The 22,904-nt window shown below is 62.2% G+C and carries 37 protein-coding genes and 1 pseudogene; 22 read left to right on the forward strand and 16 right to left on the reverse strand.

Features of this window, described 5'->3' with window-relative positions:
* Nucleotides 1-26 precede the first annotated feature (26 nt).
* The 9 genes from FSY45_RS24785 to FSY45_RS24825 all read right to left on the reverse strand — a co-directional run bounded on the left by FSY45_RS24785 (nt 27) and on the right by FSY45_RS24825 (nt 8,014).
* Nucleotides 27-263, reverse strand: coding sequence for a hypothetical protein (locus tag FSY45_RS24785; RefSeq protein ID WP_148748485.1), 237 nt, complete (start codon nt 261-263; stop codon nt 27-29).
* A 1-nt stretch (nt 264) separates the two neighbouring features.
* Complete coding sequence (locus FSY45_RS24790; RefSeq protein WP_148748486.1) at nt 265-1,236, reverse strand: hypothetical protein; 972 nt, start codon at nt 1,234-1,236, stop codon at nt 265-267.
* Nucleotides 1,233-1,781 carry a hypothetical protein gene (locus FSY45_RS24795; RefSeq protein WP_148748487.1) on the reverse strand — a complete coding sequence of 183 codons (549 nt, stop codon included), beginning with the start codon at nt 1,779-1,781 and terminating at the stop codon, nt 1,233-1,235. Before FSY45_RS24795 ends, FSY45_RS24790 begins: the two co-directional genes overlap by 4 nt.
* Nucleotides 1,765-2,340: a hypothetical protein gene (locus FSY45_RS24800; protein WP_187427611.1), complete on the reverse strand. Its 576-nt coding sequence runs from the start codon at nt 2,338-2,340 to the stop codon at nt 1,765-1,767. The genes FSY45_RS24795 and FSY45_RS24800 overlap by 17 nt, the downstream gene beginning before the upstream one ends.
* Complete coding sequence (locus tag FSY45_RS24805; RefSeq protein ID WP_148748488.1) at nt 2,337-2,897, reverse strand: hypothetical protein; 561 nt, start codon at nt 2,895-2,897, stop codon at nt 2,337-2,339. Before FSY45_RS24805 ends, FSY45_RS24800 begins: the two co-directional genes overlap by 4 nt.
* Nucleotides 2,897-5,245: a hypothetical protein gene (locus FSY45_RS24810; RefSeq protein ID WP_148748489.1), complete on the reverse strand. Its 2,349-nt coding sequence runs from the start codon at nt 5,243-5,245 to the stop codon at nt 2,897-2,899. Before FSY45_RS24810 ends, FSY45_RS24805 begins: the two co-directional genes overlap by 1 nt.
* A complete protein-coding gene (locus tag FSY45_RS24815) occupies nt 5,232-5,657 on the reverse strand; it encodes a hypothetical protein (RefSeq protein ID WP_148748490.1) in 426 nt (141 codons plus the stop codon). The genes FSY45_RS24810 and FSY45_RS24815 overlap by 14 nt, the downstream gene beginning before the upstream one ends.
* A 93-nt stretch (nt 5,658-5,750) precedes the next feature.
* Nucleotides 5,751-7,130, reverse strand: coding sequence for a PBSX family phage terminase large subunit (locus FSY45_RS24820; protein WP_255443435.1), 1,380 nt, complete (start codon nt 7,128-7,130; stop codon nt 5,751-5,753).
* Nucleotides 7,130-8,014, reverse strand: a complete 885-nt coding sequence (locus FSY45_RS24825; RefSeq protein ID WP_255443436.1) for a terminase small subunit — start codon at nt 8,012-8,014, stop codon at nt 7,130-7,132. Before FSY45_RS24825 ends, FSY45_RS24820 begins: the two co-directional genes overlap by 1 nt.
* Nucleotides 8,015-8,161: 147 nt before the next feature.
* Between FSY45_RS24825 and FSY45_RS24830 the strand changes: the two genes are divergently transcribed.
* The 15 genes from FSY45_RS24830 (at nt 8,162) to FSY45_RS24900 (ending at nt 14,787) form a co-directional block, all read left to right on the forward strand.
* Complete coding sequence (locus FSY45_RS24830) at nt 8,162-8,416, forward strand: hypothetical protein (protein ID WP_148748492.1); 255 nt, start codon at nt 8,162-8,164, stop codon at nt 8,414-8,416.
* Between the two features lies 1 nt (nt 8,417).
* Nucleotides 8,418-8,642: a hypothetical protein gene (locus FSY45_RS24835; protein WP_148748493.1), complete on the forward strand. Its 225-nt coding sequence runs from the start codon at nt 8,418-8,420 to the stop codon at nt 8,640-8,642.
* The gene (locus FSY45_RS24840) at nt 8,639-8,899 is read left to right on the forward strand and encodes a hypothetical protein (protein ID WP_148748494.1); all 261 of its coding nucleotides are present in this window, start codon (nt 8,639-8,641) and stop codon (nt 8,897-8,899) included. Before FSY45_RS24835 ends, FSY45_RS24840 begins: the two co-directional genes overlap by 4 nt.
* 54 nt (nt 8,900-8,953) lie before the next feature.
* Nucleotides 8,954-9,421 (forward strand): hypothetical protein, encoded by a 468-nt coding sequence (locus tag FSY45_RS24845; protein WP_255443439.1) that lies wholly within the window; start codon nt 8,954-8,956, stop codon nt 9,419-9,421.
* A gap of 112 nt (nt 9,422-9,533) precedes the next feature.
* Complete coding sequence (locus FSY45_RS24850) at nt 9,534-9,755, forward strand: hypothetical protein (protein WP_148748495.1); 222 nt, start codon at nt 9,534-9,536, stop codon at nt 9,753-9,755.
* A gap of 81 nt (nt 9,756-9,836) precedes the next feature.
* The gene (locus tag FSY45_RS24855) at nt 9,837-10,133 is read left to right on the forward strand and encodes a hypothetical protein (RefSeq protein WP_148748496.1); all 297 of its coding nucleotides are present in this window, start codon (nt 9,837-9,839) and stop codon (nt 10,131-10,133) included.
* A 4-nt stretch (nt 10,134-10,137) separates the two neighbouring features.
* Nucleotides 10,138-10,380 carry a hypothetical protein gene (locus FSY45_RS24860; RefSeq protein WP_148748497.1) on the forward strand — a complete coding sequence of 81 codons (243 nt, stop codon included), beginning with the start codon at nt 10,138-10,140 and terminating at the stop codon, nt 10,378-10,380.
* Between the two features lie 16 nt (nt 10,381-10,396).
* A complete protein-coding gene (locus FSY45_RS24865; RefSeq protein WP_148748498.1) occupies nt 10,397-10,960 on the forward strand; it encodes a hypothetical protein in 564 nt (187 codons plus the stop codon).
* A 3-nt stretch (nt 10,961-10,963) separates the two neighbouring features.
* A complete protein-coding gene (locus tag FSY45_RS28100) occupies nt 10,964-12,361 on the forward strand; it encodes a hypothetical protein (protein WP_222864883.1) in 1,398 nt (465 codons plus the stop codon).
* Nucleotides 12,358-13,005 carry a hypothetical protein gene (locus FSY45_RS24875; RefSeq protein ID WP_148748499.1) on the forward strand — a complete coding sequence of 216 codons (648 nt, stop codon included), beginning with the start codon at nt 12,358-12,360 and terminating at the stop codon, nt 13,003-13,005. The genes FSY45_RS28100 and FSY45_RS24875 overlap by 4 nt, the downstream gene beginning before the upstream one ends.
* A complete protein-coding gene (locus FSY45_RS24880) occupies nt 13,005-13,211 on the forward strand; it encodes a hypothetical protein (RefSeq protein ID WP_148748500.1) in 207 nt (68 codons plus the stop codon). The genes FSY45_RS24875 and FSY45_RS24880 overlap by 1 nt, the downstream gene beginning before the upstream one ends.
* A 173-nt stretch (nt 13,212-13,384) precedes the next feature.
* A complete protein-coding gene (locus tag FSY45_RS24885) occupies nt 13,385-13,657 on the forward strand; it encodes an ASCH domain-containing protein (protein WP_148748501.1) in 273 nt (90 codons plus the stop codon).
* 9 nt (nt 13,658-13,666) lie between these two features.
* Nucleotides 13,667-14,020, forward strand: coding sequence for a hypothetical protein (locus tag FSY45_RS24890; protein WP_148748502.1), 354 nt, complete (start codon nt 13,667-13,669; stop codon nt 14,018-14,020).
* Nucleotides 14,017-14,334: a hypothetical protein gene (locus FSY45_RS24895; RefSeq protein ID WP_148748503.1), complete on the forward strand. Its 318-nt coding sequence runs from the start codon at nt 14,017-14,019 to the stop codon at nt 14,332-14,334. The genes FSY45_RS24890 and FSY45_RS24895 overlap by 4 nt, the downstream gene beginning before the upstream one ends.
* Nucleotides 14,335-14,340: 6 nt before the next feature.
* Nucleotides 14,341-14,787: a hypothetical protein gene (locus FSY45_RS24900; protein WP_148748504.1), complete on the forward strand. Its 447-nt coding sequence runs from the start codon at nt 14,341-14,343 to the stop codon at nt 14,785-14,787.
* 276 nt (nt 14,788-15,063) lie between these two features.
* On the opposite strand, the gene FSY45_RS24910 is transcribed toward FSY45_RS24900, so the two are convergent.
* The 7 genes from FSY45_RS24910 to FSY45_RS24940 form a co-directional block, all read right to left on the reverse strand.
* Complete coding sequence (locus tag FSY45_RS24910; protein ID WP_148748505.1) at nt 15,064-15,645, reverse strand: hypothetical protein; 582 nt, start codon at nt 15,643-15,645, stop codon at nt 15,064-15,066.
* On the reverse strand, nt 15,636-16,058 hold the full coding sequence (locus FSY45_RS24915; protein ID WP_148748506.1) for a hypothetical protein: 423 nt from the start codon (nt 16,056-16,058) through the stop codon (nt 15,636-15,638). Before FSY45_RS24915 ends, FSY45_RS24910 begins: the two co-directional genes overlap by 10 nt.
* Nucleotides 16,059-16,347: 289 nt before the next feature.
* On the reverse strand, nt 16,348-16,854 hold the full coding sequence (locus tag FSY45_RS24920; protein ID WP_255443442.1) for a hypothetical protein: 507 nt from the start codon (nt 16,852-16,854) through the stop codon (nt 16,348-16,350).
* Between the two features lie 149 nt (nt 16,855-17,003).
* Nucleotides 17,004-18,017 (reverse strand): hypothetical protein, encoded by a 1,014-nt coding sequence (locus FSY45_RS24925; protein ID WP_148748507.1) that lies wholly within the window; start codon nt 18,015-18,017, stop codon nt 17,004-17,006.
* Between the two features lie 2 nt (nt 18,018-18,019).
* Nucleotides 18,020-18,982 (reverse strand): hypothetical protein, encoded by a 963-nt coding sequence (locus FSY45_RS24930; protein WP_148748508.1) that lies wholly within the window; start codon nt 18,980-18,982, stop codon nt 18,020-18,022.
* Nucleotides 18,983-19,118: 136 nt separating this feature from the next.
* Nucleotides 19,119-19,418 carry a YdaS family helix-turn-helix protein gene (locus FSY45_RS28545; RefSeq protein ID WP_148748509.1) on the reverse strand — a complete coding sequence of 100 codons (300 nt, stop codon included), beginning with the start codon at nt 19,416-19,418 and terminating at the stop codon, nt 19,119-19,121.
* Nucleotides 19,415-19,753, reverse strand: a complete 339-nt coding sequence (locus tag FSY45_RS24940; protein WP_148748510.1) for a helix-turn-helix domain-containing protein — start codon at nt 19,751-19,753, stop codon at nt 19,415-19,417. The genes FSY45_RS28545 and FSY45_RS24940 overlap by 4 nt, the downstream gene beginning before the upstream one ends.
* A gap of 60 nt (nt 19,754-19,813) precedes the next feature.
* On the opposite strand from FSY45_RS24940, the gene FSY45_RS24945 reads away from it, so the two are divergent.
* The 7 genes and pseudogenes from FSY45_RS24945 to FSY45_RS27970 all read left to right on the forward strand — a co-directional run bounded on the left by FSY45_RS24945 (nt 19,814) and on the right by FSY45_RS27970 (nt 22,723).
* The gene (locus FSY45_RS24945) at nt 19,814-20,146 is read left to right on the forward strand and encodes a hypothetical protein (protein ID WP_148748511.1); all 333 of its coding nucleotides are present in this window, start codon (nt 19,814-19,816) and stop codon (nt 20,144-20,146) included.
* 56 nt (nt 20,147-20,202) lie between these two features.
* Nucleotides 20,203-20,505: a hypothetical protein gene (locus tag FSY45_RS24950; RefSeq protein WP_148748512.1), complete on the forward strand. Its 303-nt coding sequence runs from the start codon at nt 20,203-20,205 to the stop codon at nt 20,503-20,505.
* Between the two features lie 340 nt (nt 20,506-20,845).
* Nucleotides 20,846-21,088, forward strand: coding sequence for a hypothetical protein (locus tag FSY45_RS24955; RefSeq protein ID WP_148748513.1), 243 nt, complete (start codon nt 20,846-20,848; stop codon nt 21,086-21,088).
* A gap of 19 nt (nt 21,089-21,107) precedes the next feature.
* Nucleotides 21,108-21,365 (forward strand): hypothetical protein, encoded by a 258-nt coding sequence (locus FSY45_RS24960; RefSeq protein WP_148748514.1) that lies wholly within the window; start codon nt 21,108-21,110, stop codon nt 21,363-21,365.
* Between the two features lie 40 nt (nt 21,366-21,405).
* Nucleotides 21,406-21,804, forward strand: a pseudogene (ssb, locus tag FSY45_RS24965) (single-stranded DNA-binding protein); the annotation flags it as partial.
* A 44-nt stretch (nt 21,805-21,848) separates the two neighbouring features.
* The gene (locus FSY45_RS24970; RefSeq protein WP_148748516.1) at nt 21,849-22,355 is read left to right on the forward strand and encodes a hypothetical protein; all 507 of its coding nucleotides are present in this window, start codon (nt 21,849-21,851) and stop codon (nt 22,353-22,355) included.
* A 200-nt stretch (nt 22,356-22,555) separates the two neighbouring features.
* Nucleotides 22,556-22,723: a hypothetical protein gene (locus FSY45_RS27970; protein WP_187427612.1), complete on the forward strand. Its 168-nt coding sequence runs from the start codon at nt 22,556-22,558 to the stop codon at nt 22,721-22,723.
* The last annotated feature ends 181 nt before the right edge of the window (nt 22,724-22,904 follow it).

Raw genomic sequence — 22,904 nt, forward strand, 5'->3', positions numbered from 1 at the left:
TGCGCACTTAACCCGTGCGCATGTCGTCAGAATGCCCGGCTTGGAGCGGGCTCTGCCGCGCCTTGCTGGATTTTTTTCACATCAGCGCCGGCCGGCGTCTTCACCATGAAACGCGCCGTCTGACCCTTCTTGAATTGCAGCTCCAGGCTGATGCCGCCAGGCAGCTGCAGCTTTTGGCCCGTGCGCAGCTCCATAAAGATGGTGCGCCCATCGACGGGCTCGGGCGAGGCAGGCGCGGGCAGGGGTGAAAGCACGGCCGTCATATCAATCACGCTCCAGGTACAGCGCCAGCTTCTGGGGCGACAGTGCCGCGACTGCGCGCTCTGCGGCCAGGCCGGTTAGCTTGTCGATGGCAGCGAACTCGTCCGCGAACGCATCGCCGTCACCGCTGCCGCCAGGCATGTGGGCCAGGTTCGGCGTGATCGTGTCTACCGGCGGCTTGCGCCCTTGTTCCTTCTTGCTGGTCTTGGCCACCACGGGGATCTCATGCAGGGCCACCACGCGCTTATGGGCCTCGTACAGATACCACTCCAGGGGCTTGTCGGGGTTGGCGGTGGCCAAGCCCTTGACCATCGAGTCAAAGTCGCGCGCCTTGTCTTCATCCTTTCGGTAGTCAATCAGGCCAATCTCGCCATTCTTGGAAGCATCGTCCATGAAGGAATTGATTGCGGCTTTCCAGTCGTTTTGCGCGGCCTGCTCCGTCATCTCCTTGGAGATTTCAGCGCGCTGCTTCTGGGCCATCAGCGACATGCGCTCTTCGTCCAGGCGCTCGGCTTCGGCCTCGTACTCTTCCATATCGAGGTCGCCGCTGTTGAGCTTCGCTTTCAACTCGGCACGGGCCTGCTTGTTGGCCGCCTGCTGCTCTGCGAAGTCTGCCGGCAGCTCGACCACGTAGGCCGGCGCACGCGAGGCCGCAGGGGCTGGTGCTGGCGCAGCTGGGGCGTCGGTCGTCGCCGCGCCCTGGCCATCGTCCTGAGCGGTACCGCCGGCGGCAGGGGCTGCAGCAGCGGCAGGAGCCTGGGCGGCAGCTGGTGCAGCGGCAGGGGCTTGGGCAGCGCCAGCAGCTGCCGGGGCTTCGTCATCCTCTGCAGCGCCATTGCCAGCGCCGCCGGCGTTCGCAGCTGCTGCGGCCGCCGCTTCGTTGTCGGCGTCCTCGTCGTAATCCTCGGCCAGAGCCGCGCGCTCTTCGGGGGTCAGATGACGCTGCTCGTCTTCTGTCAGTTGGTGTGTGCTCATTGGGTTTTCTCCTTATGCGGCGTCAATGCTGACCGGCTTGGAGCGGGCCAGCTCAGGGTTTTGGCTCGGTCGTCGAGGTAATGTCCCTGAGCAGAGCGCGCGAGTTCTGCACCTTCTGCTGAAAGCGTTGCACCTTCATCTGCCAGGTCACTGAGTAGTCCTGTGCAGGTGCTGGCGTAGCGCTCAACGGTGCTGCGGGTAAGGCGTCCAAACTGCTGGGGCAGCTCTGCATAGTCGCGGCGCAGCCCTGCAGTGTCAGTGCGCAGGCTATCCAGGCCAGCTTGTAGCTTCGTTGCTTCGTCATTTGCTTCTTTCCTCATGTCTGTCATCAGGCCGGCAACCGCGCGCCCTGTCTCGGCAATCTCGGCCAGCTGCTGCAGCGAGTCAGTGGCCACGGCCAGGCGCATGCTGGCCAGATCGGCCGCATGCTCGGCGCGCTCTGTCTTGAGCTGGGCATAGGCCAGGAAGCCCACCAGGCTGGCGCTGGCGGCCGCAACCGCCAGGTAGGGGCCAATGGCCGCCAGGGCGTTACGCGCGCTGAACATCGCGCAGCTCCCCCTTGTCATCGACCGTTACCCAGCCATTGGCCAGGCCATAGGACACGGCCGCCGCCCAATTGGCTGGCCAGTCCTGCAGGCGCGGCCTGCCGGGGCACCAGGTACGGTAGGCGTACATTTCCCAGGCCTGCTCTTGATTCGTTGGCAGCGCCTTGCGGTCTGTCCACATCAGCAGCCGCGCGACACCGGCCGCAAGAATGTCGTTGTGCTGCAGCTGGCGATAGATGGCCGTCGCGTCGAATGGCAGGCCATGCTCTCGGCAGAGCTTCATCAGGTGTTCTTTGCTGGCTCCGTGGTTGACCACGCCCCAGACCCCGCCACCCTTGACGGGATGGCCAGGCTCGAACTGCCAGAGGCCGCGACCGGGGCCGCCGCCCAGCTGCGCGCGCTGCAGCAGGTCAGACTCCTGCAGGCCATAGGCCACCAGGATGACCTTGGCCACGCCCGAGCCCATCTTGAAAGGCAGCTGCGCCAAGGCCGGCTCAATCGCGGCCGTGACGATGGAATGAATCAGCAGCTGGGTGCTGCTTGGACGGTTTTCGCTCACTTCTCACTCTCCTTTGCTTCGGCGGCCAGGCCGCGCACTTCACTGACCAGCTCCCCTATGTCCTTGCCCTTGCGGCGCTCCAGCCACAAGAACACCGCCGCCAGCAGCCAGGGGCCGGGAATGCTGCACAGCAGGAACACACAGGCGAACAGCACCAGCACCCCCACCCCCTCGGGCAAGGCCGCCAGGATGGCCAGCTGCTGCATGGCCACGAACGCGCCGGGCATGTAGTGCTGCACGAGCATCAGCACCGGGATGCCCACCAAGAAGCTGGAAGCCGCGCAGGCCGTCATGCGGTTGGTAACGTCCGCCAGCTCCTGACCCTTGCGCAGCGGCACGTATCGAATGCCCAGCCAAAAGCCCGCAATGGCGGCAATCACCGGCATGCTTAAAAGGGCGAGCTTGTAGCCCGCCACACCACCGGCTACCGTAGTCGCGGGTTCTGTCATTTCCTTGCCCTCTGCGCTGATGCGCTCTATGTAAATAGCTACAAATCCCATAGCAACCAGACAGCCGTAGAAGCTGGCCAGCAACAAAATCCCGTTCACCTGTCCCATCACTCACCTCCCTCTGCCGCCGCGCGGCCTTCGTAGTGGCTAAGCCGCTGGTCGATGCCAGCGAAACCGGCCCGGCTCTGCGCCTGGATCTCTGCCACGCGCTCGCGCGAGTCGGCATTGATGCGGGCGACTTGCAGGGCTGTGTCGCGCTCTGTGTTGATCTGCAGGGTTCTGTTGGCCAGGTCGGCTTGCGCCTTGGACAGCTGGCGCATCGTGGTTTCCAGCTGCTTGTCGGCCGCCTGGCGCGCCATGGCTGCCGCGCCTTCCAGCTCCTGCGCCTGGCCCACGTTGCCCTCGGAGCGGCTGCGCTCGGCCTCGGCCGCCAGCTTGTCGGCGCGCGCCAGGATCTCTTGCACCTTGGCTTTCTGCTCTTCCAGCGCCAGGCGCGCTTGCTCGCGCTGCATCTGCAAGGCCTCGGCCTGGGCCTGCAGCTGCTCTTGCATCTGCTGCGCTTCCTCGGGCGTCATGGGCTTGTTCGGGTCGCGCTCGCCGGTCAGCTTGCGGATTTCCTCTGCGATCTGGTCGTTGTTGGGCAGGTCGCTGAACTCCATGGCGATGGTCAGCAGGCGCAGCGCCAGCCCGTTGTCGGGCATGCGGCCGGCCAGGTTGTTGAGTGCTTCGAAGAGCACCGCGCGCATGGTTCCCGAGTAGTCCTGCTCGGCCACCACGAAGTCGGCCAGGCTGCGCGTAATGTCGTTGAGGTAGCGAATAGAGCCATCGGCCTGCTGCTCGGGCTCGTTGATGACCGCCCAATCAATGGAGCCGCGCGAGCCGGTCAAGCGGATTACCTTCTCTTCGGTGTACCACTGCTCGACCAATGACAGCTGCTTTTGTCCCTGCACCTGTGTGGCCAGGCGCAGGTTATCGAAGGGCTCCGTAGTGACGACACCGCCCTGCAGCTGGCGCGCCTTGATGGCTTCGCCAGAGCTGGCATTCGTCTGGCGGCCCATGTTTTCATTGCTGATGCCGACAGACTTCTGGATGGCCTGGGCATTCATGGCCATCATCTGCACCTGGCCAGCCGCCTGCTCGGAATCGCGGCGTACCTCAATCTTCTTGTTGGCCTTGTGGACGATCACGCCGTCCGCTCTGTCAACTTCCTCGCGCAGCTCGTTGATGTCCGTCACCGCGCCCTCTTCCACGAAAATTTGATTCGTGGACATGAGGAAGAGCGCCCGGCTGGCGCGCTGGTTCAAGTCGCGCTGCAGGTCGCGCACCCGGCGAATAGCGCCGTAGGGCATACGGTCGCGGCCGCGCCTGTAGCACCAGATAGGCGTCAAGCTGAATTCGTTGTGCCGCATGGGCGACACACCTAAAGACAGAAGCGACGTTTCTGTCATGACGGCCGTATGCATGCGCATCATGACGCGATCCACAATCGAGCCGCCCACCTCGCCCAGCGCATCCATCAGCGCCACATCGTCGGTATTGAAGAACGAACCACGGAAAGGCCCGTCCACCACCATCTTGACGGTCACAGGCATGCGGAACTGGCATTCCAGCAGCTTGATGCGCGAGCGCGGCACGGAGCCTATGCCGCCGCGCCCGCTCATCAGGTAGCCAGATCCACCATGCACCGACGTGGCCGTGTAGCCAGCGCGCTGAAATTCGTCCTCGCCGCCTGCCCCATCCCAATGACGCTCGGCCAGCGCCGCGCGCCTGACTGCCTCCGCGCGGTGGGGGAACATGGCCACGGCGATATCGTCATCCGTCCAGCGAGAGCGGAAGATATAGCGCGCATCAGACAGATCCAGCTCCACGGCCAGAGAGTCCCAGAGCACATTGCGCCAGTCCTCATACTTGCTATAGAGAATGTCCTTGGTCGGGTCGCTGCGTACCCCATCGTCCACAAAGCCAACCCCCACCTTCACGGCATCAGCAAAGGCGCGCGAGCGATTGAAAGGAACCTGGTTCACGTCGCTGACGTATTTCAGGGTCTTGGTCTTGAGGTCGGCAATCTCTACCTGGTCTTTGGTGCGCGGCATCACCCGCCAATCCACCCGAGAGCGGCGCTCTGTGCCGATCATCCAATCAGCCATGGGCGCGCACTCGTTGAACACCAAGGGCAGCTGGTCACGCTGCTCCAGCTCGATGGCCTTCTCTCTGTCCCACTGATCGCCATCGTAGAAGTCGGCATCAATGGCCATTTCCAGGCGGTTGTCGGCCTGAATGCCGCGCTCCGTGTAGTACCAGCCCATGATGCGGCGATGCAGCTGCACCATGGCGTCGGTATCCAGGGGGTGCACCTGGTTGGCATCCACCAGCGCAGTGCTGGCGCTGTCCGCAGGGTCGTGGAGCACTCGATCACCCGCCCCCTGGCGGTCGGCGCGAATGTCAGACTGGAACATACTCGGCCCCCGCTGCGGGCGCGATGGTCAGCGCCTCTTGGTGCATCACGCGGCCGTCAGCCTTGGCGGTCAACACGCCATACTCGCGCGCCGGCTGGGCCTCCCAATCCGGCTCTGACGGCATCAGCACCAGGTCGGGCAGGCCTTCATTGATGATGGTGGCAATGCGCACCCATTGGGCCTTGTCGTCGCCCAGCCCCAGGTAGCTCGCCGCCTCGGCGCACTTACGTGCCAGGTAGCGCGGGTCGTCGTAGTTCCACGCCGCGCTCTCGCAGACCACGAACCAGCGCGGCCGCGCCTTGTTGGCCGGGATGATGATGAGCGCGCGCTCATGGTTAAACCAGGTATAGACCGCCAGCAAGTCACCATGCTGGCGCTGCAGATACACCTTATCCAGATCAATGCTTGCCATGCGGCCAACTCCTTTTCCGCGCAATGGTGGCGGGCTTGGAGCGGCTTTGCGGTCAATCCGCGTCGGTCTTTCTGTGCTTCGGTGCGTCTTTGCTTATGTGCGCCTTCTGCGCTTGAGCCCCTTCGCATTGGTCACGCGCGTGCCGTTGTCCATGAGCGGCACCGCCTGGCCCATGTAGCGCCAAACGTCAGCGCCGTGGCTGGCCTCGTCGTGCAGGGGCGCGCCTGGCTGGCCCGTGCGGGTATCAATCTGGCGCTTGTAGCGCGACATGCAGGTAAGGAAGGGCGCGCACTCGTCCTCATCTATGTAAGCCGTAGCAAACAGCGAGCGCGCGATGCGAATGCCCGCCTCGATGCTGAATGAGGGCAGCACCTCGACATTGCGCCCCATGCCCTCGGCAATGCCCTGCGCGGTCGTGCCGCTCTTGTAGTCGCCATGCTGGGCGTCATGCGGCAGGAAGTCAGAGCCCCACACCACGTTCCATTCGTTTTCGAGCTGGGTGATGTAGTCCTCAATCGTGCGGTGGCTGTCCTGGTAGTACGCGATACAGCGGAAGTCCATAGGCGTCTTCTGCACCAGCATGATGGCCATGAAGTCGCTCCAGCCCAAGTCCCATACCGTGTGCACGGGCAGGCGCGGGTCGTAGCTGACGCGGCAGATGCGGCCATCGTTGTAAAGCCGCTCCATTTCCTTGGCGTAGATCGCGCCGGCAACCGTGCGCTTGGGTTTGCCCTCCCAAATGTTCCAGTAGCTGTCTTGATCGCGCTGAAAGTGCCGCAGCCGCTCTTTCTCCAGCACCTCGGGGAACCATGGGTTATCCCGCCAATTGATTTCACAGAGCCATGTGTCATCGTCTGCGCCATCAATGAAGCGCGTCCAGGTCGGATCGGTGGCCAGGTCGGGGTTGAGCGTGAGCCAGATTTCCGAGCCAGGCGCGCGGATCGTCGGCACCAGCACTTCCCAGCTGCGCGCGCTGACGCCCTGAGCCTCTTCAATCCAGACGATATCGACCGCCTCATAGGACTTGATGGAGTCAACTGTGTGGCTCTGCAGGCCGGCAAACAGAATCAGCGTGCCATTGCTTCCCCGGATCTCGTTGTCCAGGACGTTGTAGAAGCCGCCCAGGTTGAGCGCGGCAATCTGGTCTGACAGCAGCCGGTGCACGGAGTCGCGCATGGACTTCTGGATCTCACGCGCGCACAGAATGCGCAGCGGCCTGGTCGTGCCCATCACCAGCAGGGCCATGGCCACAGACCAGGACTTGGCACCGCCTCGGCCGCCGTACATGACCTTGAAGCGCTTGGGCTTCCACAGGCCGCGCAGCTTGTTGGGGAACTGCAGCGATATGCGCGTGGGCTCTACCTCGTAGTCCGTCCGAAAGTCTGGCTCTTCGGGCTCCGGGTAGGCGTCCAGGATGGCCAGGGGCATGCGACCAGGTACAAGCAGCTGGCCAATCGACGGCGGCAGCAGCATCAGCGCACCGCCTTTTTCCTGGCGGGCAGGCTGGCGCTGTGCGACACGGCATCAGGGGCCTGGCCAGGCTTCTGACCTGGCTCCAGCTGCTCTAGCGGGTCGTTTTCGCGCTTCGGCGGCTCAACGAACTCGACCACAAAAGTGCCTGGCAGTGTGCTGTGACCAGGCAGCTGCTTGTTGTCAGCCAGGTACTGGCCATGGTGGCGCATGAGCTTTTCGACAACATCGAGCTGGTTGTGCATGACCGGCGATATCGCACCATCCTTGCCCAGCTTTGTGCCGGCGAACAAGGCAACCGCACGCGCCGACATGCTGCGCGTGTCCTTGAGCACCTGTCTGGGGTGGCCTTCCCCGAAGCACTCTGGGCACTCAGGGAATGGCACGCGCCTGGGGTCGTAGCCGAGCCCGCCCTTTTCGGGGAACTTCTCGATAGCCTTGCCTTCGTCTAGCCACTTCTCGCGCTTGGAGTTGTACTCGCCCAAGGTGTACTGGTAGTCGTGGCCCACGCCATAGCAGTGGCGGCAGCAGCTCACATAGACCTCGACCAGCTCGCGCGGGTCGGCCAGCATCATGTCGTTGAGTCGGCGCACTACAGCTGCGCCATCGACTTCGGCCCGCTCAACAATGCGCGCATTGGCCTGGCGCACGAATTCCTGCACCTTATCTTTTGTTAGCAGGCGCGACGCCTGCATAGCTGCGCTGCGCTCGGCATAGCCCGCCCTAATTGCCGCCTGTGTGCCGTTGAAGTCCTTGACGTATTCGCGCGCAAACGCCTGCCAGCGCTCGTCTGGCTGCTCTCTTTTCTTTGGCGCAACTCTTCCCTTGGCAGCGGTCTTTGCTACTTTTTTTATAGCTGGCTTGGGCTTCTTATCAGGCGTACTCATGCTGATAAGGGTGACGGGCTTGGAGCGGGGTTTAAGCGGCTCCTGCCTCTTGCACTGAATTATCGTTTATATGATAATCGCCTTGCGTTGAGCGAACGAACGAAAGAACGAACGAACGACGCAATAAACCACAGCAAGGACAAACCTATGCGACAAGCTCAAACCAAGACCCTGCCCGCGCCTGGTCAGCGCATTCATGCCACCTCTGGCCCTTCGCAGCACAGCGATGGCGTGGCGCTCGCCCACATAACCAACCAATTCGGCACCTACGCCCTGGTGCTGCTGGATGACGGAACCACAGAGAGCTGCGACAGCCTCAAAGCAGGCCCAGGCATCGGCTGGCATGCCGGCCCCAGCCCGACCCTGGAATGGAAGCGCCGCAACGTAAGAAAGGATCACTGACATGAAGCGCAGCCCCAACGTCCCCAAACACCCCAAGGGCTGGCGCTTCGCCGGCGCGGCCCACGGGTTCACGTTCTGGCAGAACGGCCCCATGACCTACCGCATCACCCCCGTGGACGAGCCCGATAACGTCCTGGCCACGGAAAAGGCCTTGGGCCTGTGCATGCACCGCGCGGCCGTGCAGCGCGCCCTGGCCAACATGCCCCAGCTGGAGGGCTCCGCATGATCGTCACCCAGACCCACCAAGAAGCCTTGGCCAAGGACTTCGGCCGCGATCTGTCCATCACCATGGCGCGCTCTCCATGGCGCGGCGATGCAGACACCTGCCTGCTGGTCAACGGCCGCCGGCACCAAGAGGCCACACAGGCACTTATCCAGCGCCTGGCCAGCCTCGGCGCGAAGCAGTTCAAGACCCAGCTGCATGAGCCCAAGAGCGGCACCCTGCCGCGCTACAGCTACACCACGCTGACCGTCACGCGATAGCCACGAGCCCGGCCGCAGCGCCGGGCTTACCGAACAAAGCACCGAAGCAACGACATGAAATTCAAACGCATGGAACGATATGAGCCGGTCGTCATGACCACCCGCAAGCTCACGAATGCAGCGCGCCGCGTGGCCAACCAGTGCGCCAAGCTGGCCAGCGACTACCCCCTTTTCAGCGACCAGCTGGAGCAGCCCGCGCCATTCGACCCCGACCACGAGCTGCACAAGCGCCAGCGGCTGCAGAAAGCTGCAGAGGCACGCATGCGCGCCCTGGAGGCAAAGCACTGGCGACAGGCCCGCCGCGAGTACTTCCAGGCCACACCCGAGCAGCGCACGGCCATCATGGCCGCATGGAACACCTGGCGCGGCCCCCTGCGCGCGTCCAACTTCCAATACCTGGTGGATGTTCACAACGGAACCATGGAGGCGCGTTCGCGCAAATTCCGCGAAGACCAGGCCGCGATAGCTCGCAGCATCGCAGCGCTCCCCAGCCCCTTGAGTCTTGGCTTTTGCTCACCCTAACTTGTCGTATATCTGATAACATGACATAGACAGAAGCAACTAAGCAAGCACACAAGCAAGGAAAGACATGAACAATCAACGCCGCGCCAAACTTAAAAAACTGCAAGACAGAATGCAGGAACTCATTGAGCAGGCAAATCAACTGCGCGAAGACATTGACGCCGTGCGCGACGAAGAGCAGGAGGCTTTCGACAACATGCTTGAGAGCCTTCAAAACGGCGAGAAGGGCGAGAAGGCCCAGGCCGCCATCGACGCCATGGACGAGGCCGTGGGCTACCTGGACGACTTCACCGACTCAGGAGCCCCCGACAAGCTGGAAGAGGCCGCCGCCTGACAGCGCCAGCCCCAGCCCTGTGACAGAGGGCTGCACCGGGCGCTGACCCGATCCGCATCACCAACCCAACGGAGCAACCACATGCGAGGACTACAAGCACGCGCCGAGCTGGCCACAGCCAGGGTGCAAGCAGCCATCTTTGGCCAAGACAGCGAGCAAGCAGGCCTGGCCGCCCTTGAAGCCACCACCAGCGCCATAGGCGACGGCATGACCGACTTTCACAACGACTGCCACACCCCGCCCCGGTTCTTTATGGACGAGCCCCAGCTGCTGGAGGCTTGGCAATCCGGCTGGGGCTTGGCGGCCGACAGCCACGAAATTAACCACTGCAGCCACTGCAACGATGGCACCGGCAACCCCTGCCCACTGCACGGCTGACACCATGGCTACCCTCTACGAAGAAACCGCCGACCTGATGCTGACCACCATGGCCGGCCAGTACACCGGCCTCACCCGCGACCAGTTCATTGAGCTTTTCAAGCAGAAATTCCCCAACGAGGCGGATCTGCGCACCGTCATCGCCACCGCCAGGCAGCAGGCTGAAACCGCCATTGCGGAAGCGCAAGCCCAGCTCAAGCCTGGCCAATCCATCATGATCGGTATTCCCGTCAAGCCCACCCGTTAACAACCAGGACGCAGCCATGCTCAAACAAACCAGCGACAAGACCCACAAGCCCAGCCCCTACGCATTCATGGAGGAAAGCAACGGCTGGCGCGTTTTCCGCGAGACATACAGGGCCGACCCCGAAAAAGCTAACTCCTACTTTGTGAGCTGGGATATCCATAGTGAAGGCCTCTCTGCATACGACGCAATCACACGCTGCGCCGAGCTGAACGGCGAGCACATGCCTATGCACCCCCTGGACGCGCTACTGCACCTGTTTGTGCTGGCCACCACCCAGAGTCACAGCGGCGCGGAAGTGTGCGCGCGTGTCTTGCTGGGGCTTTACAACGGCTACCGCTTCCCGCTTGACCTCACAGAGCTGCGCCGCCTGGACAAGCGCAACCACGCCGCATGCATGACCGCCATCAGCTTCGACACCCCTTGCGTGATGGAAGTGCAGCGCTGGCTCGAAACCATCACCGGCCGCACCGACATGGGCCAGCGCTTTGAGTGGCTGGCCTGGCGCTTCAAGCTGGTGGACGAGCAGCCCGAAAGCCCCCGGCCCGAAGCGCTGGCGCTGGTATCCCCTTTGAAGAGCTAAGCCATGACACGCCAGCCTCCATTTACATTCCCAAAAATCAACATCCCCGCCCTGGAGCTGGGCTCCGTAGCCCAAGGCAAGCTCAGAACGCTGCAGCGCGCCGGCTGGGTCATCAGCGGATACGCCTTGCAACAGCACACGGATGCTTTGTGGCCAATGCGCAGCGCGTTGGTCACAGACGGCTATTTCGGCATGCTCCCAGACGAGAACCAGCCCGAGGCCGCTGCGGCCGAAACTTGCGAAATTTCGCAAACTGCCAAATTGCGCAATGCCATGCGGCTGCTTCATGAGGTATCGGCCGAGTTCTTTGTAGATGGCCATGACCTTGAGTATGAGGATGGAGACCACCCCCTAGTCGACCGCGTGCGCGCTTTCCTGGCTGGAGCGCCCAAGCCCGAGGCAGACGGCTACCCACCGCTGCCCAAGGGCGATGACGCCTCTGCATACGTGAGCGATGCCCAGGTATTCAGCGCCAGCGAAATGCGCGCCTACGTGGACGCAGACCGCGCCTTGCGTGCAGCACCCCAGGCAGCGCCCGCTGGCGTGCCGGTGCCTGATGAGCGTGGCGCGTTTGAGGTGTGGGCGCGCAGCTATGGCACATGGAATGTGGAGCGCGACGACGATCCTGCACTGGGCACGACGGGATACAAGGATTTAACGCTGACTGTCGCATGGCACGCGATACAGGCCCGCGCCGCGCTTGCCGACACCCCGGCAGCCCCCGTGGCGCAGCTGGATATGGATCGCGTGCTGTCCATTGCCGATGTGCACGCAGACGAGAGCCGAGAGGACGGTGTACGCCTGATCGACCGTGGCGGCCTTGTCGCATTTGCAAGCGATGTGTTGCGCGTCGCCACCCCGGCAGCAGATGCGCCCGCTGTGCCGAAGTGGATTGACGACCCGCACGACATTGAGCAAGGCCAGATGCTGAACCCGGAATGGGTCAGGCAGCAGCAACCCGCGATCATGCCCAAGGGCGAGAGCGCAGCCGCACAACTGCGGGCCATGGCAACGAACTACCCAACCGGTCACAGCTGGGACAAGCTCGATGCAAAAGCCTGCATCCGTGGCGCTTTGGAAATCGAGGCATTGCGCGCCCTGCTGGCCCAGGCAGCTATTGCGGCAGCACCAGCGCACCCCGCAGAGGGAGTGCAGGCAGTGGAGCAAGGCGAAGTGCTGGTCACTGTGTCCGGCTTCACAGGCTGCGGCAAGAGTGCGATTGCAGGGGAAATCGAAATCCTGTGTCGCGCGCTCGGCCTGCAAGTCCAGTGGCCCGATGGCGACTCTGAAAAGAACATGACGCATGCCGACTGGACAGAAGCGCTGGAGCAGTACAAGCCGCGCGTCCGCATCGTTGAGCAGAACATCCCATTTGCATCCAAGAAAGGTCTGTCGAAATGAAACAGGTCACGATACCCACCCAATGGCTGCAGGAACTGATTGCTCTTTGCGGGCCAGAGGACCATGAGCTGCGCGAACGCGTCATGAGTTCTGCCGCCCCAGCACCTGCTGATTCGCTGGCTACTGGTGGACAGGCGCAGGCGGCGCCCGATGGGTGGCGCGAACAATTCGCAGCCGAGGTGTACGCAGACTTGGCTGCAGCCGACAACCAAGATGTACCACTCGAAGAATATCCCTCACGAATCCTCAAGGTGCTGGACTCCATCGTCGGGCCGCGCCATCCAGTGGTTATCAAGTGGCGGAATGATGCCATCAAAAACTGCATCGCTATCGCCTACAAATACTGCCGCGACCCTGATAGCCACAAGTATCTGAAGCAAGACTTGGAAGCGTTGCTGACCGCAGAACCCGCACCCCAGCAGGCAGACGCGAGGGATGCGGTGACATTTGAACAGCGCATGAGCGACTGGCAGCACGGCGATGCACTTGATGCCGAACGATACCGCTGGCTGCGCTCCCGTGATCTGGAAACGATCAGCCAAGGTGGCGTCTTCGCAGGCATGACGCCTCAGAACGTCATCCTCAACGAAGAAGACCTCGATCAAGCTGTTGACGCCGCTATCGCGGCAGCAAAGGGGCAGTGATGGCCGCGATACGAAAGCGTCATGCACGCTATGTGGCGCGACGATTTGCCGCTGAAGTCTTGCGCGCGACGGAAATCGTGTGCTGGGCGAGCGACAAGTCCGATCTGTCAGAACAAGAGATCGCCGTGGCCGCCGATGAGCTGGAACGCATCGCAGACCGAATCGATGAACAGCGCGCCGCCCAGGCAGCGCAAGGGGGTGAGTGATGTTCTTCGACTTGCCATCAGACAAAACGTGCACCCATCCGGAGCACGAACCGCCGACTGGACTCTACATCCCACCAGGTAAGGGATACCGCCATGTCTGCCCCGCCTGCAAGACGGTCAAAGACGTTATCCCGCCGCAGTATTCGCTCGCTCAGCGCGCACAAAGGCCAAGCATGAAAATGCTGACCCTTCCTCTCAAGCGTGAGTACTTCGAGGCCATACGCGACGGCACCAAGACCGAGGAATACCGCAAAGCGACCCCCTACTGGCGCAAGCGCCTGGAAGGCCGCGCCTACGGCCGCATTGAGCTGGCCATGGGCTACCCCGCCAAGGACGACCAGGCGCGCCGCCTGGCGCGGCCGTGGCGCGGCTACAGCCTCAAGACCATCACACACCCCCACTTCGGGCCCGACCCCGTGGAAGTCTTCGCTATCGTGGTGAACTAGAAAACGGACATGCTGACAGACAGACAAATCATTGCCCAGGCGGGCAAGAACCTCCCAAGCTGCGACTGCACCGCCCGCTGCAGCGATGACTCCCGCATTGATGACGGCACCCATGCCCCGTGCTCAAGCTATGTGAGATGGGCGCAAGCCCGAATCGACCAGCGCCAGCTGGAGCTTGACGGCCGCCGCATGCAGGCGCTATGCCGCATCATTAATACCCATGCCGAGGCCAGCCCGCTGCAAAAGGCCTACCGCGAGGCCATCAACGAGGCCATGCTGAAAGGCAGCTCTGCCCTGCTCACGACCTTGGACAGCACCATGGCCATACAGGCGACCGCCGTACAGATCCACCACGACCAATGACCACGATCCCACTCCCCAAAGACGCCGACCTGATGCAGCTCGACCCCAAGCGCCCGCACTCGGCGCTTGAGCTGCTGCGCGCTATTGGCCACGAGCAACTAGGCCGCGACTACCTGCAAGCCTGCGAAGCGTTGAACCGATGCAGCCAGGCTTTCATGCGCATGCAGCTGGACAAGGACGATGTACCGGGCGACCAGTTCGACGCTGAGCTGAGCCAGCATCCTGGCTTTGCGGCCGCTGCGGCCGCCAAGGCAGAGGTCTGGGCCAAGATTGAAGCCCTGCGCGCCGAGGCAATGGGCAGACTGTTTGAATAGGCAACCATGAGAGCGCATCAACGCTATTTCCCCACCATCACGCCGGAAGCCTTTGACGGCCTGGTGAGGCTGTACGCCCCCAAGAGGCCCGAAACGACCAAGCTGCTGCGCTTGTACGCCGTCGATGGCCTGGAGCCCGAAGCCATCGAGCGAGAAACCGGCGTAGAGCTGGCCAATGTGCTGCGCTCCTGCCGCCGAGCTGGCGAGCTGCTGGCCGATGCGCGCCTGGCTACAGGTTCGGTACCGCGATCCATGAAGATGACGCCCAAGGATCTGCGCGCCTGGCTGGAGCGCAACCACCTGGAGCCCGAGGCCGGGGCCAAGCTGGTGGGCGTCACCAGCGCCAGCATGGAGCGCTATCTGAACGAATCGGCGTTCTTGCCGCGCTCGCTGGCGCTGGCCTGCGCGGCCGTGGAAGCGGGCCTAGAGCTGCCGGCGGCCCCGTCCTTGTAGCGGTACTTGTACACGGGCGCTCTGCTGCGCTCCTTGTGCTCGACCGTTTCGAGCAGGCCCAGCCTGACGAGCTGCTGCACGGCCCAATCAACCTCGCCCTTTGAGCGGCCGAGGGCAAGAATCAGCTCATGATGGAAAAACCAGCGCTTGGGCTGGCTTCTCAAAAAGGTCAATGTCACATCAGTGCCCGAGCCGCGCACGATATGGCCAGGGGGGAATGGATTGAAAGGACGCTGCGGCGCGTCCTGGTTGCCGACAAAGTACTCAACCATTCTTTCAAGCGACATTCCCGCCCCATTTCTCTAGGTTCTTCGGCCACAGACCCAACGCCTCAATGCGCGCACGCGCTTCTGCCGCCCAGATCCGGCCTTGCGCCACATGCGCCTCACGGCCGCCAGGCAGCAGTCGGTATTGGTCAAACTGGATGTGACACCCCTCAACCCCCGGCCGCGTGCAGCACAGCGCCATGGCGCGCCGGTCATCGAGCTTCAAGCTCTTGCCCTTGTTTTCGTTCTCGTGGGCGTGCTGGCTGTAGCCCTCGATCCCGCAATGCGCGCAAGGGAAGCTGGCCACCAGACGCCGATAGCCCTCATGCTCGACCGCGTTTTCCTTGGGCACGCTCACCACCTGGTCAGAGAAGACAGGGGCGCTCCCCTGCACCTGGCCACGGGCAGCATTTGACAGAGCCTGTGCGGCCGAGCGCGCGGCGCGCTCCTGCAGGCGCTGCTCCCTCGCCTCTTCTGCACTCTGGCCAGGCTCTGGCTGGCGCTGGGTGAAGCCTGAGCCCCGGCCCATCGAGCTGGTGCCCCTGGCCATGGGCTTGTGGCGCTTGAGGGGTTGTCGCTGGGTCAACGCCATGGCAACCACCCCAGAATCGTGGCCAGGATGCCGCGCGGCCTCTTGACCTCAGCGGGCAACCAAGACGCGGCCACAGCAGCGCCGCACTCAGCCCCCGCCAAGACACGCAGCTTTTCGGCCTCAAAGCTGGCGAATGCCTGGTCAAAGTCGCTTACCCGGCTCTCGACCTTTGGCGACGGCGCATAGGCTTTGCCGATCAGGCGGCCGGTTCTTTGCTCCCGTACCTCATAGTGATGCTGGCCGTCCTGATAAGCGAGGGCGATCCCCATGGGAAGCTCCGCGTCACGATGGAAATGCCTATGCACCATCTCCATCACATATGCGTCATAGCGCGCTCGATGCTCGCGGCGCTCCCGGTGCCTGGTGCGGATCTCGGCCGCGCGCCGGCGGTTGAATCGGCGGGTCATCAGCATGGCCACACCCCCAGACGAGTGACGCGGCCAATTAGGCGAAGCGTGGAGCGGTCAAGCACCTCGCACGCCCGAGAGGGGTCACTCCATTTCATAAGCACCTTGGAATGCAAATGCTGCGGCAGCGCAGACATGCCGCGACCGGAGCAGATGAACTCCCTCACCCCCTCCAAGAGCTGCAAGTCAGCTGCGCGCTGCAGCTTGAGCGCGCGCCAGGCGGCCTTATGCGTTTTGGCCAGGCGACTGTTGAAGCGCGAGCCATTGAGGCCCGAAGGCCTGAGATATGCCTGCATCAGTGGAACCCCTTTCGGAAGGGGCGCGCCACCATGGCCGCATCGCGCTCGTGCTCATTGGTTCGGCCTGGCCAGCCGGTGATGTGGTCAAAGGCCGAAGCCGCGACCTTCGCGCCCTTGTCGGCAGGGCTGACGCCCAGGCAGCGCAGGCCCAGGCGCTCGCACTCATGCTCCAGCAGCGTGCACCAGGCGTCAATGCCGCCCACATCGCGCGCGATCTTGAGCCGCTTCGCCTCGCCCGTGGCTTTGTTCGCGCTAAACAGCTTGGATTGCAGGCGGCTGTCTTCAAACACCACATCCACGCGCGCGGCCGTCAGGCAGCTGGCCTCCAGCAGATCCCGCATGCCCCAAGGCTTGACGGTTTCCAGCGCCAGCAGCTTGCCGTCGAAGTAGCGCGCCACGCCGGTTTTCACGCCAAGGTCAAAGCCAAGCACCAGCAGACGATGCCTGGCCACTTCACTGGCGACATTGCCCGAACTGGGGTCGGTCATAGTTTGAGATTCCATACCCATTCCATGTAAGTCCAATTAGATAGCGATTGCTAAGCCAAACAAGTGCAAATGCTTCGATCATAGGCCGCAAAAGCTCCTGCGCTCTAAGCACATGCCTTGTAAACACAGGCGCATTCTATGACTGTTTGCGCTTGCTTGCTTGCTTATTTGCTTGCTTCGGTGTTTGCTTGCTTGCTTCTGTCTATGTAAGCATCGCATGCCACCTGGGCCGCCGCCTTCCGCCTGGCTGTCTCTTCCAATCCAGCCTGTATCTGAGTGGCGCGCTGCCTCTCGCGCTCGGCCGGCGCGGCCGCCATCACATCGCGCAGCTTTCGCAAAATCTCCGGCCCGGCCAAAACCTTCTGCTGCGGCCGGCGCTTCTTGCCCAGCTCCAGCAGAATGCCGCTGACCGCCTGCAAGTTGCGCGCGGCAATCTCCCAATCCGTGACCGAATCGGCGGCCGCGTCTGGCTCCAGGTCTGCAAACAACTCGCCCAGCCTGGCCAGCTCGTCGGAAAACCTCGACCGTGCGGCCGCGCCGCGCCCCAGATCGTCGGCCGCGCCCTCGATGCTCCGACCCAGCAAGAGCGCCGCGCCTCCCTTGCCAGTCTCCAGGGACAACTTGATGATCGCGCCTTGCTCACCCTCCAGCAGCGGCCGCACATCGAGCCCGCGTGAGTGCGCCTTGCGAACGGCCTCAACCTGCAGGCGCTTATCGGTGCCGAGACTGGCCGACACAATGGGCAGCTCGCCGCGCTCTCGCTTTCGATGGCAAACACTGGTGTACGTGTCGATGAAGGCGCGCCGCCCGCCCACAAGGTCAGGCCTTTGGCCGCGCATCAGCTCTGCCGCGCCCCACCAGGCCTGCTCTATCTCATCGTTCCAGACGACCGTTGCCGCTTCATCGCGCGCACTCAGCGCTAAGCTCCATGCCTCATCTGGTGACAAGCGACCGACTGCACTCTCACAGGCTCCGATAAGGAGCGCTGACGAGATAGGAGCCTGCCCGGTGTAGGTGACTCGCAGCCGAGCGAAGCCCTGCAGGATGTTGGCGAGCCCAAAGGGGGCCAGGTCGTCAACCATCATGTTGAGCACTTCCGGGCGGGGCGCTGGCTTGCGGTACGCCATGTGGATCTGCCCAAGCTGCTTCATCACCTCGGCAACTTCCAATTCACTCAAACTCACGCTGCCCCCTGCCTCAAAGCCATTGCTGCGGCCACAGAGGCCTCCATAGCGGCGTCTTCTGCCTGGTGCTGGGGCTGACCACCCTTTGCGCCCTTGGCACGCGCCAGCCACGTTTCAGCGTCCTGCACCAGCAGGGAGAGCTTGTGCTGATGCTCCAGCACGTAGCGGTCAAAGTCCTGGCCAACGTAGTACGCCACCAGCTTGGGGGCATCCTCTTCGCCAACGTAGCTAACCAGCGTCGTGCACATCTTGGCCTGGCGTGCGTTGAAGACTGGCCAGACTCCATAGCGCTTGTTGAACGCATAGGCGTAGTTGGCCCAGACCTTGAAAGATGGCTTTGCCGCATCCCGTGGGTAGCGCATATCCCCCGGCAAGGTCATTTCCCGGCCGTCTGCGCGCTTAATGACGATGGCTTGACCCTTGACGACCTTCACCAACGATGTGCCCGCTGTGCCCGTTTTGGTAGCAGCGCCACATGCTGTAGTCGTTGTCGTAGTCTTTGCTGTAGTCGATGCCTTTACCTTAGTCTGCAGCTTTCCTGCACCCCTGGCTGCAGCATCCGAGCCCCCAGCTTGCTGGATTCCTGCAGGCTTGTTTGCATCCTCTTCGCATCCTTGAATGCGCAATCCCCGCAACCCGGAAGGCAGCGCCAGCAAAGCCCCGGAAAGCGCCTCTGTCTGCACCTGGAAATACATCCTGGCGGGCACGCCGCGCAGCTCTTCACGCATAAGCCCTGCCGTTTCCAGCCTGGCGCGAGCTGTTTTTTGCTCTGCCCGTGTCAATCCCGTTTCCTCTTGCCACTCGTCAATCGTCTTGTAGAACCACCCTGCGCGGTCTGTCGTGCGCTGTGTCCAGTAAAGCGCCTGTGAAAGCAGCACTGCACCAGTGATCCCCACCCCCAAATCCACCAACACGCGATGCACCACGATGGGGCGATCGAGCATTTCCCATACCTGCATCAGCTTTGTCCTACGTAATTTGTAACAAACAGGGATAGACGTTTACAAATTGCCCCGTTAATCTCGCTGCCATCAGCAATTGCTCTCGCAGAACATGCAAATTGCTTTTGCTCTCTAATTCCCCCAATCGCAAGACTTAGCATTGATTCCCCGCTACCCTTTTTGCGTCCAATCGCAGCTGCTCCCAATCCTGCAGGGGCGCAAGTCGCTCCGCGCACACCCCCGTTTTCTCTTCAATGAGTAAACACATACTGACGGGGGCTCCCCTCTTCATCCAGTTATTCACGCTCTGCCGGCTCACACCGAATTCCCTAGCCATTTGCGACTTGCTCGGAAACTTCCCGGCAACCTCTTCAATAGCGCACACGGCTATACGGTGCGCAGCGGCCTGCAGCCGCTCAATGTCGCGGGCTCCCTTTCTCGATTTCTTGCTCATACCGGCCCCGCTTCGCTTGCTTGACCATCATCAAATCCCATGTACCGCCGCCGCACTGTCTCAGGGCAGGCCGCGACTTCCTGCATGCGCGCGAACACCCCGCGTGCATCACCCCAAACATCCTCATAGACATCCGGGCGCAGCATCTTGCGAGTTACATGGCCGTCAGTGGAGATCTCAATACCGCGCGCCAGGGGCTCGCTGGCTTTGCGCCGGCCTAGCGCAACCTGGCGCAAGAACTCCACACTACCCGCACCAGCTTCATAAGCGATCTGCCACATTGGCTTGGCATCTGCTCTCTGCTGGTAGGTATGGAAAAGGTTTTGCTTTTTCATAAACCGAGAGCATAGCAATTGCTTCGATCTTCACAAGCAAAGTAAACACAGGAGGACACCTTGAACAAGGAACAACTACAAGAGCACCGGCGCACGCGATTACAAGACCTGGCCATAGCCTGCAATGGCTACGCCTCTCTCGGGCGCATGCTCGGATACCGGGACGGGGCATTTATCAGCCAGCTGGCCAAGGGCACGCGCGCGATATCCGAGGACTTCGTTTCCCGCTGCGAGGCCCTGCCCGGCTTTTCGGGCTGGTTTCACCCCTACCAGGACACCGGCGACCTATTCACACCCGAGCTTTTGCATAAGTTGAAAAACATGCCTGCAGAGGATCGAAAGCGCATGGAAAATCTCTTACGCAGCGCTTTGAACATGCCCCTGATACGTTAGTTCTAGAGTGAAAGTGAGGGCTGGCAAAACGCTGCATATTTTTTTTGAAGAGAGACATGCAGACAGTGACGACACAACCGGCCCTTTCGCCCGACTCCGAACCCAATATTCCCGCGCAATTAACCATTGAATGCGCACGCGGTGGCACCTTACATATCCCTTGCAACGAGGGATTAACCTTTGCGGCCGGCAGTCTTGACGACGCCGCAGACCTGTTGGCCACCGCGATTGACTCCCTCCCCCATTACGACATGGCCGCTACCCCATTGAGCGGAACCATTCACACCGCCCTTTCCCGCATCCGAGAGGCGGCCGCTGCATTGCAGCAGATTGACGCGATCAATCAGACAAAAAAATAAATGCTTCCGCTATTGCTTCCAAACAGAAGCATTTGCTATGATTTGCACGCCACGGCGCTATTGTTGCGCCGCCTTGTGCCGGTCATGGCTAAGTGGTGGGGTGGAAGCATTGCGACGGCTGGGACACTCGCAGCGACCGCCCCCGCGTGCCATCAGGGGGCCACCAGATAAGAGCATTTCCCTAGTGTTTTTATCTGGTGAATCAGCGGGAAAACTGGCGCGTCAGCACCGCCAGGGCTTCAAGCCTCCAACGCACGCAATCAACCGGGGCTGCACACCGGGCCGTTGATTCACCAGCTCCGCCATCCCTTCGTAGCCCGGCTCTCGCCGGGCTTTTTTTATGCCCATCGAACAGCAACCCATCACCCTGCAATGCATCTGGGGCGCATACGACCTGGCCATTGAAGCAGGCCAGCGCCAGCACCCGCCACCAGGTTGCACGCTGCTATCGCACCCTCTTTTGCCCGGAGCCATTCGCATCGAGCAAAACCGCCCCCGAGCCTATGTGCACGGGCTTCTCATGACGCTAGGCACCCAGCTGCACGCCGACATGCTGCAGATCCAAAAACAAGCCAGCGCATAACAACCACTCTCAAACCAATATGACTCAAGCTCTCAAGCTACTCAAGACCATGCTGCGCGACTCCAACCTGGAGCAACACGCGCAGATAAGCGTCAAAAACAACCAGGCAATCGGCACAGTGACGCACCCCGTCACCGGCAAAACCGCCAGCTTCGCGGTCGGCAACATGCGCACCCGCGAGCGCCACGCCCTGGCCAACCAGGCCGCGCGCATTCGCCGCTTCTCGCGCCTTGGCCAAGACCTCGCTACAGGCCAGTCATACTCTGCCCACGCTTGAGCGATAGACGCAAGCAAGCACAGAAAGACAGACCTAAGCAATGGCATCAGTCAACAAAGTAATCCTCGTCGGCAATGTCGGCCGTGACCCTGAAATTCGCACGTTCCCCAGCGGCGACAAGGTGGCCAACCTCAGCCTGGCCACGACCGACCGCTGGCGCGACAAGAACAACGGCGAAAACAAGGAAGCAACCGAATGGCACCGCGTCGTCTTCTCGCAGAAGCTGGCCGAAATTGTTGAGCAGTACGTGCGCAAGGGCGCGCAGCTCTACATCGAGGGCAGCTTGCGCACCCGCAAATGGACAGACCAGGCCTCTGGCCAGGAACGCTATGCGACGGAGATTCGCGCCGACGCCATGCAGATGCTGGGCACCCGCCAGGACGGCCAGCAGCAAGCCAATCACGACGACCGCGGCTATGGGGAATACGCCCCGCCAAGGTGACAAGCAACCAACCAGAGAACCCGGCCCCGCCGGGTTTTTTTATGCCCACATACGCACCACAGTTCAACGCCATCGCCGCAGCAACCCAGCGCCAGCAGCTGGAACTAAAGCGCCTGCTTGGCCTGCGCGAGTCCACCGCGAAGCTGCGCACACACCTGGACAAGCGATTCGATCACCACCGCTTTGATGCCATTGAATTCATTGGCCAACCACTCAACAGAGCCCTGGCCATGGAAATGCTTGACGACTTCTGCCTGGTGGAAGCAGCCGAGAAGTTTCAGCCCAGCCTAGACAAGACGCCCTTGTGTGCCTTCATCCTGATCCGCGACAAGCTCACGAAGCGAATGCAGAACATGGAGCCGTTCACGCTGGATGACGCCAAGGCAGTGCACCGCAGCGCGGATCTGGCCAGGGATCGCCTCAAGCGCTTCACACCCCGCGCACTCGTCCACGGCAGCACTGAGCTGAACCGGATCTACGCCAGTCGCGGCGACCAGATCGCCTACCGCATGCCCAAGCCGGCCAACGTCCTGATGGTTCGGCCATGACGGAGCCAAGCACAGCGCCAAGCCTTGGGTTCGATCCCCACGCCCTGGAGCACGCCTTTCAGGCCCATCGCGGCCGGCCGATCCCAGATCCGAAGACGCAGACCCCGCCGGTAAAGCTGATCCCGACCAGCCGGCGGCCGCGCCTGCTGCCCACGGCGGTTTACCTCACCCAGCTGGGAGGAAAGCCCCAATTTCTCCGAATGCTCGCGCCAGGCCTGGCCCCGGCCGTGGGCACCGTCCTGACATTCCCCAGCACCCAGCGCCTGGTCGTCACGCTCGTGGCCCTGGCCGTTGACGTTGGCCACCCGGCACAACGCAATACAACCGGAACCTTCTACAGCCTCCAATGCGAACCCTACACCCGCTGACCACCCGCAGGCCTTGCCTCTCCCCGGAAATGCGCGCCAAGGGCCGATTTAGGCCCAGCCCGAGCCTTCGCGCTCACCTTGATCTAGTCATAGGAAATATGGAGCTGGCCAGACTGAGAAGGCTGCGCCCGCGCAAGGCCGTGAAGTCCCAGGCGTACCACGCCATAGACAGAGCGCTGTC

This window comes from Comamonas sp. Z1 (assembly GCF_008121555.1).
GTDB lineage: Bacteria > Pseudomonadota > Gammaproteobacteria > Burkholderiales > Burkholderiaceae_C > Comamonas > Comamonas thiooxydans.

Bases quoted from the DNA above. Each gene is read 5' to 3' on its own strand.
- FSY45_RS24895 (WP_148748503.1), top strand. From the start codon at position 14,017: ATGACCACGATCCCACTCCCCAAAGACGCCGACCTGATGCAGCTCGAC.
- FSY45_RS24885 (WP_148748501.1), top strand. From the start codon at position 13,385: ATGAAAATGCTGACCCTTCCTCTCAAGCGTGAGTACTTCGAGGCCATA.
- FSY45_RS24970 (WP_148748516.1), top strand. From the start codon at position 21,849: ATGCCCACATACGCACCACAGTTCAACGCCATCGCCGCAGCAACCCAG.
- FSY45_RS24920 (WP_255443442.1), bottom strand. From the start codon at position 16,854: ATGGAATCTCAAACTATGACCGACCCCAGTTCGGGCAATGTCGCCAGT.
- FSY45_RS28545 (WP_148748509.1), bottom strand. From the start codon at position 19,418: ATGAGCAAGAAATCGAGAAAGGGAGCCCGCGACATTGAGCGGCTGCAG.
- FSY45_RS24855 (WP_148748496.1), top strand. From the start codon at position 9,837: ATGCGAGGACTACAAGCACGCGCCGAGCTGGCCACAGCCAGGGTGCAA.
- FSY45_RS24805 (WP_148748488.1), bottom strand. From the start codon at position 2,897: ATGGGACAGGTGAACGGGATTTTGTTGCTGGCCAGCTTCTACGGCTGT.
- FSY45_RS24940 (WP_148748510.1), bottom strand. From the start codon at position 19,753: ATGAAAAAGCAAAACCTTTTCCATACCTACCAGCAGAGAGCAGATGCC.
- FSY45_RS24900 (WP_148748504.1), top strand. From the start codon at position 14,341: ATGAGAGCGCATCAACGCTATTTCCCCACCATCACGCCGGAAGCCTTT.
- FSY45_RS24825 (WP_255443436.1), bottom strand. From the start codon at position 8,014: ATGAGTACGCCTGATAAGAAGCCCAAGCCAGCTATAAAAAAAGTAGCA.
- FSY45_RS24815 (WP_148748490.1), bottom strand. From the start codon at position 5,657: ATGGCAAGCATTGATCTGGATAAGGTGTATCTGCAGCGCCAGCATGGT.
- FSY45_RS24875 (WP_148748499.1), top strand. From the start codon at position 12,358: ATGAAACAGGTCACGATACCCACCCAATGGCTGCAGGAACTGATTGCT.
- FSY45_RS24795 (WP_148748487.1), bottom strand. From the start codon at position 1,781: ATGTTCAGCGCGCGTAACGCCCTGGCGGCCATTGGCCCCTACCTGGCG.
- FSY45_RS27970 (WP_187427612.1), top strand. From the start codon at position 22,556: ATGCTCGCGCCAGGCCTGGCCCCGGCCGTGGGCACCGTCCTGACATTC.
- FSY45_RS24860 (WP_148748497.1), top strand. From the start codon at position 10,138: ATGGCTACCCTCTACGAAGAAACCGCCGACCTGATGCTGACCACCATG.
- FSY45_RS24915 (WP_148748506.1), bottom strand. From the start codon at position 16,058: ATGCTGATGACCCGCCGATTCAACCGCCGGCGCGCGGCCGAGATCCGC.
- FSY45_RS24835 (WP_148748493.1), top strand. From the start codon at position 8,418: ATGAAGCGCAGCCCCAACGTCCCCAAACACCCCAAGGGCTGGCGCTTC.
- FSY45_RS24865 (WP_148748498.1), top strand. From the start codon at position 10,397: ATGCTCAAACAAACCAGCGACAAGACCCACAAGCCCAGCCCCTACGCA.
- FSY45_RS24955 (WP_148748513.1), top strand. From the start codon at position 20,846: ATGCCCATCGAACAGCAACCCATCACCCTGCAATGCATCTGGGGCGCA.
- FSY45_RS24850 (WP_148748495.1), top strand. From the start codon at position 9,534: ATGCAGGAACTCATTGAGCAGGCAAATCAACTGCGCGAAGACATTGAC.
- FSY45_RS24910 (WP_148748505.1), bottom strand. From the start codon at position 15,645: ATGGCGTTGACCCAGCGACAACCCCTCAAGCGCCACAAGCCCATGGCC.
- FSY45_RS24830 (WP_148748492.1), top strand. From the start codon at position 8,162: ATGCGACAAGCTCAAACCAAGACCCTGCCCGCGCCTGGTCAGCGCATT.
- FSY45_RS24840 (WP_148748494.1), top strand. From the start codon at position 8,639: ATGATCGTCACCCAGACCCACCAAGAAGCCTTGGCCAAGGACTTCGGC.
- FSY45_RS24880 (WP_148748500.1), top strand. From the start codon at position 13,005: ATGGCCGCGATACGAAAGCGTCATGCACGCTATGTGGCGCGACGATTT.
- FSY45_RS24785 (WP_148748485.1), bottom strand. From the start codon at position 263: ATGACGGCCGTGCTTTCACCCCTGCCCGCGCCTGCCTCGCCCGAGCCC.
- FSY45_RS24960 (WP_148748514.1), top strand. From the start codon at position 21,108: ATGACTCAAGCTCTCAAGCTACTCAAGACCATGCTGCGCGACTCCAAC.
- FSY45_RS24950 (WP_148748512.1), top strand. From the start codon at position 20,203: ATGCAGACAGTGACGACACAACCGGCCCTTTCGCCCGACTCCGAACCC.
- FSY45_RS24820 (WP_255443435.1), bottom strand. From the start codon at position 7,130: ATGCTGCTGCCGCCGTCGATTGGCCAGCTGCTTGTACCTGGTCGCATG.
- FSY45_RS24890 (WP_148748502.1), top strand. From the start codon at position 13,667: ATGCTGACAGACAGACAAATCATTGCCCAGGCGGGCAAGAACCTCCCA.
- FSY45_RS24845 (WP_255443439.1), top strand. From the start codon at position 8,954: ATGAAATTCAAACGCATGGAACGATATGAGCCGGTCGTCATGACCACC.
- FSY45_RS24930 (WP_148748508.1), bottom strand. From the start codon at position 18,982: ATGCAGGTATGGGAAATGCTCGATCGCCCCATCGTGGTGCATCGCGTG.
- FSY45_RS24810 (WP_148748489.1), bottom strand. From the start codon at position 5,245: ATGTTCCAGTCTGACATTCGCGCCGACCGCCAGGGGGCGGGTGATCGA.
- FSY45_RS24790 (WP_148748486.1), bottom strand. From the start codon at position 1,236: ATGAGCACACACCAACTGACAGAAGACGAGCAGCGTCATCTGACCCCC.
- FSY45_RS28100 (WP_222864883.1), top strand. From the start codon at position 10,964: ATGACACGCCAGCCTCCATTTACATTCCCAAAAATCAACATCCCCGCC.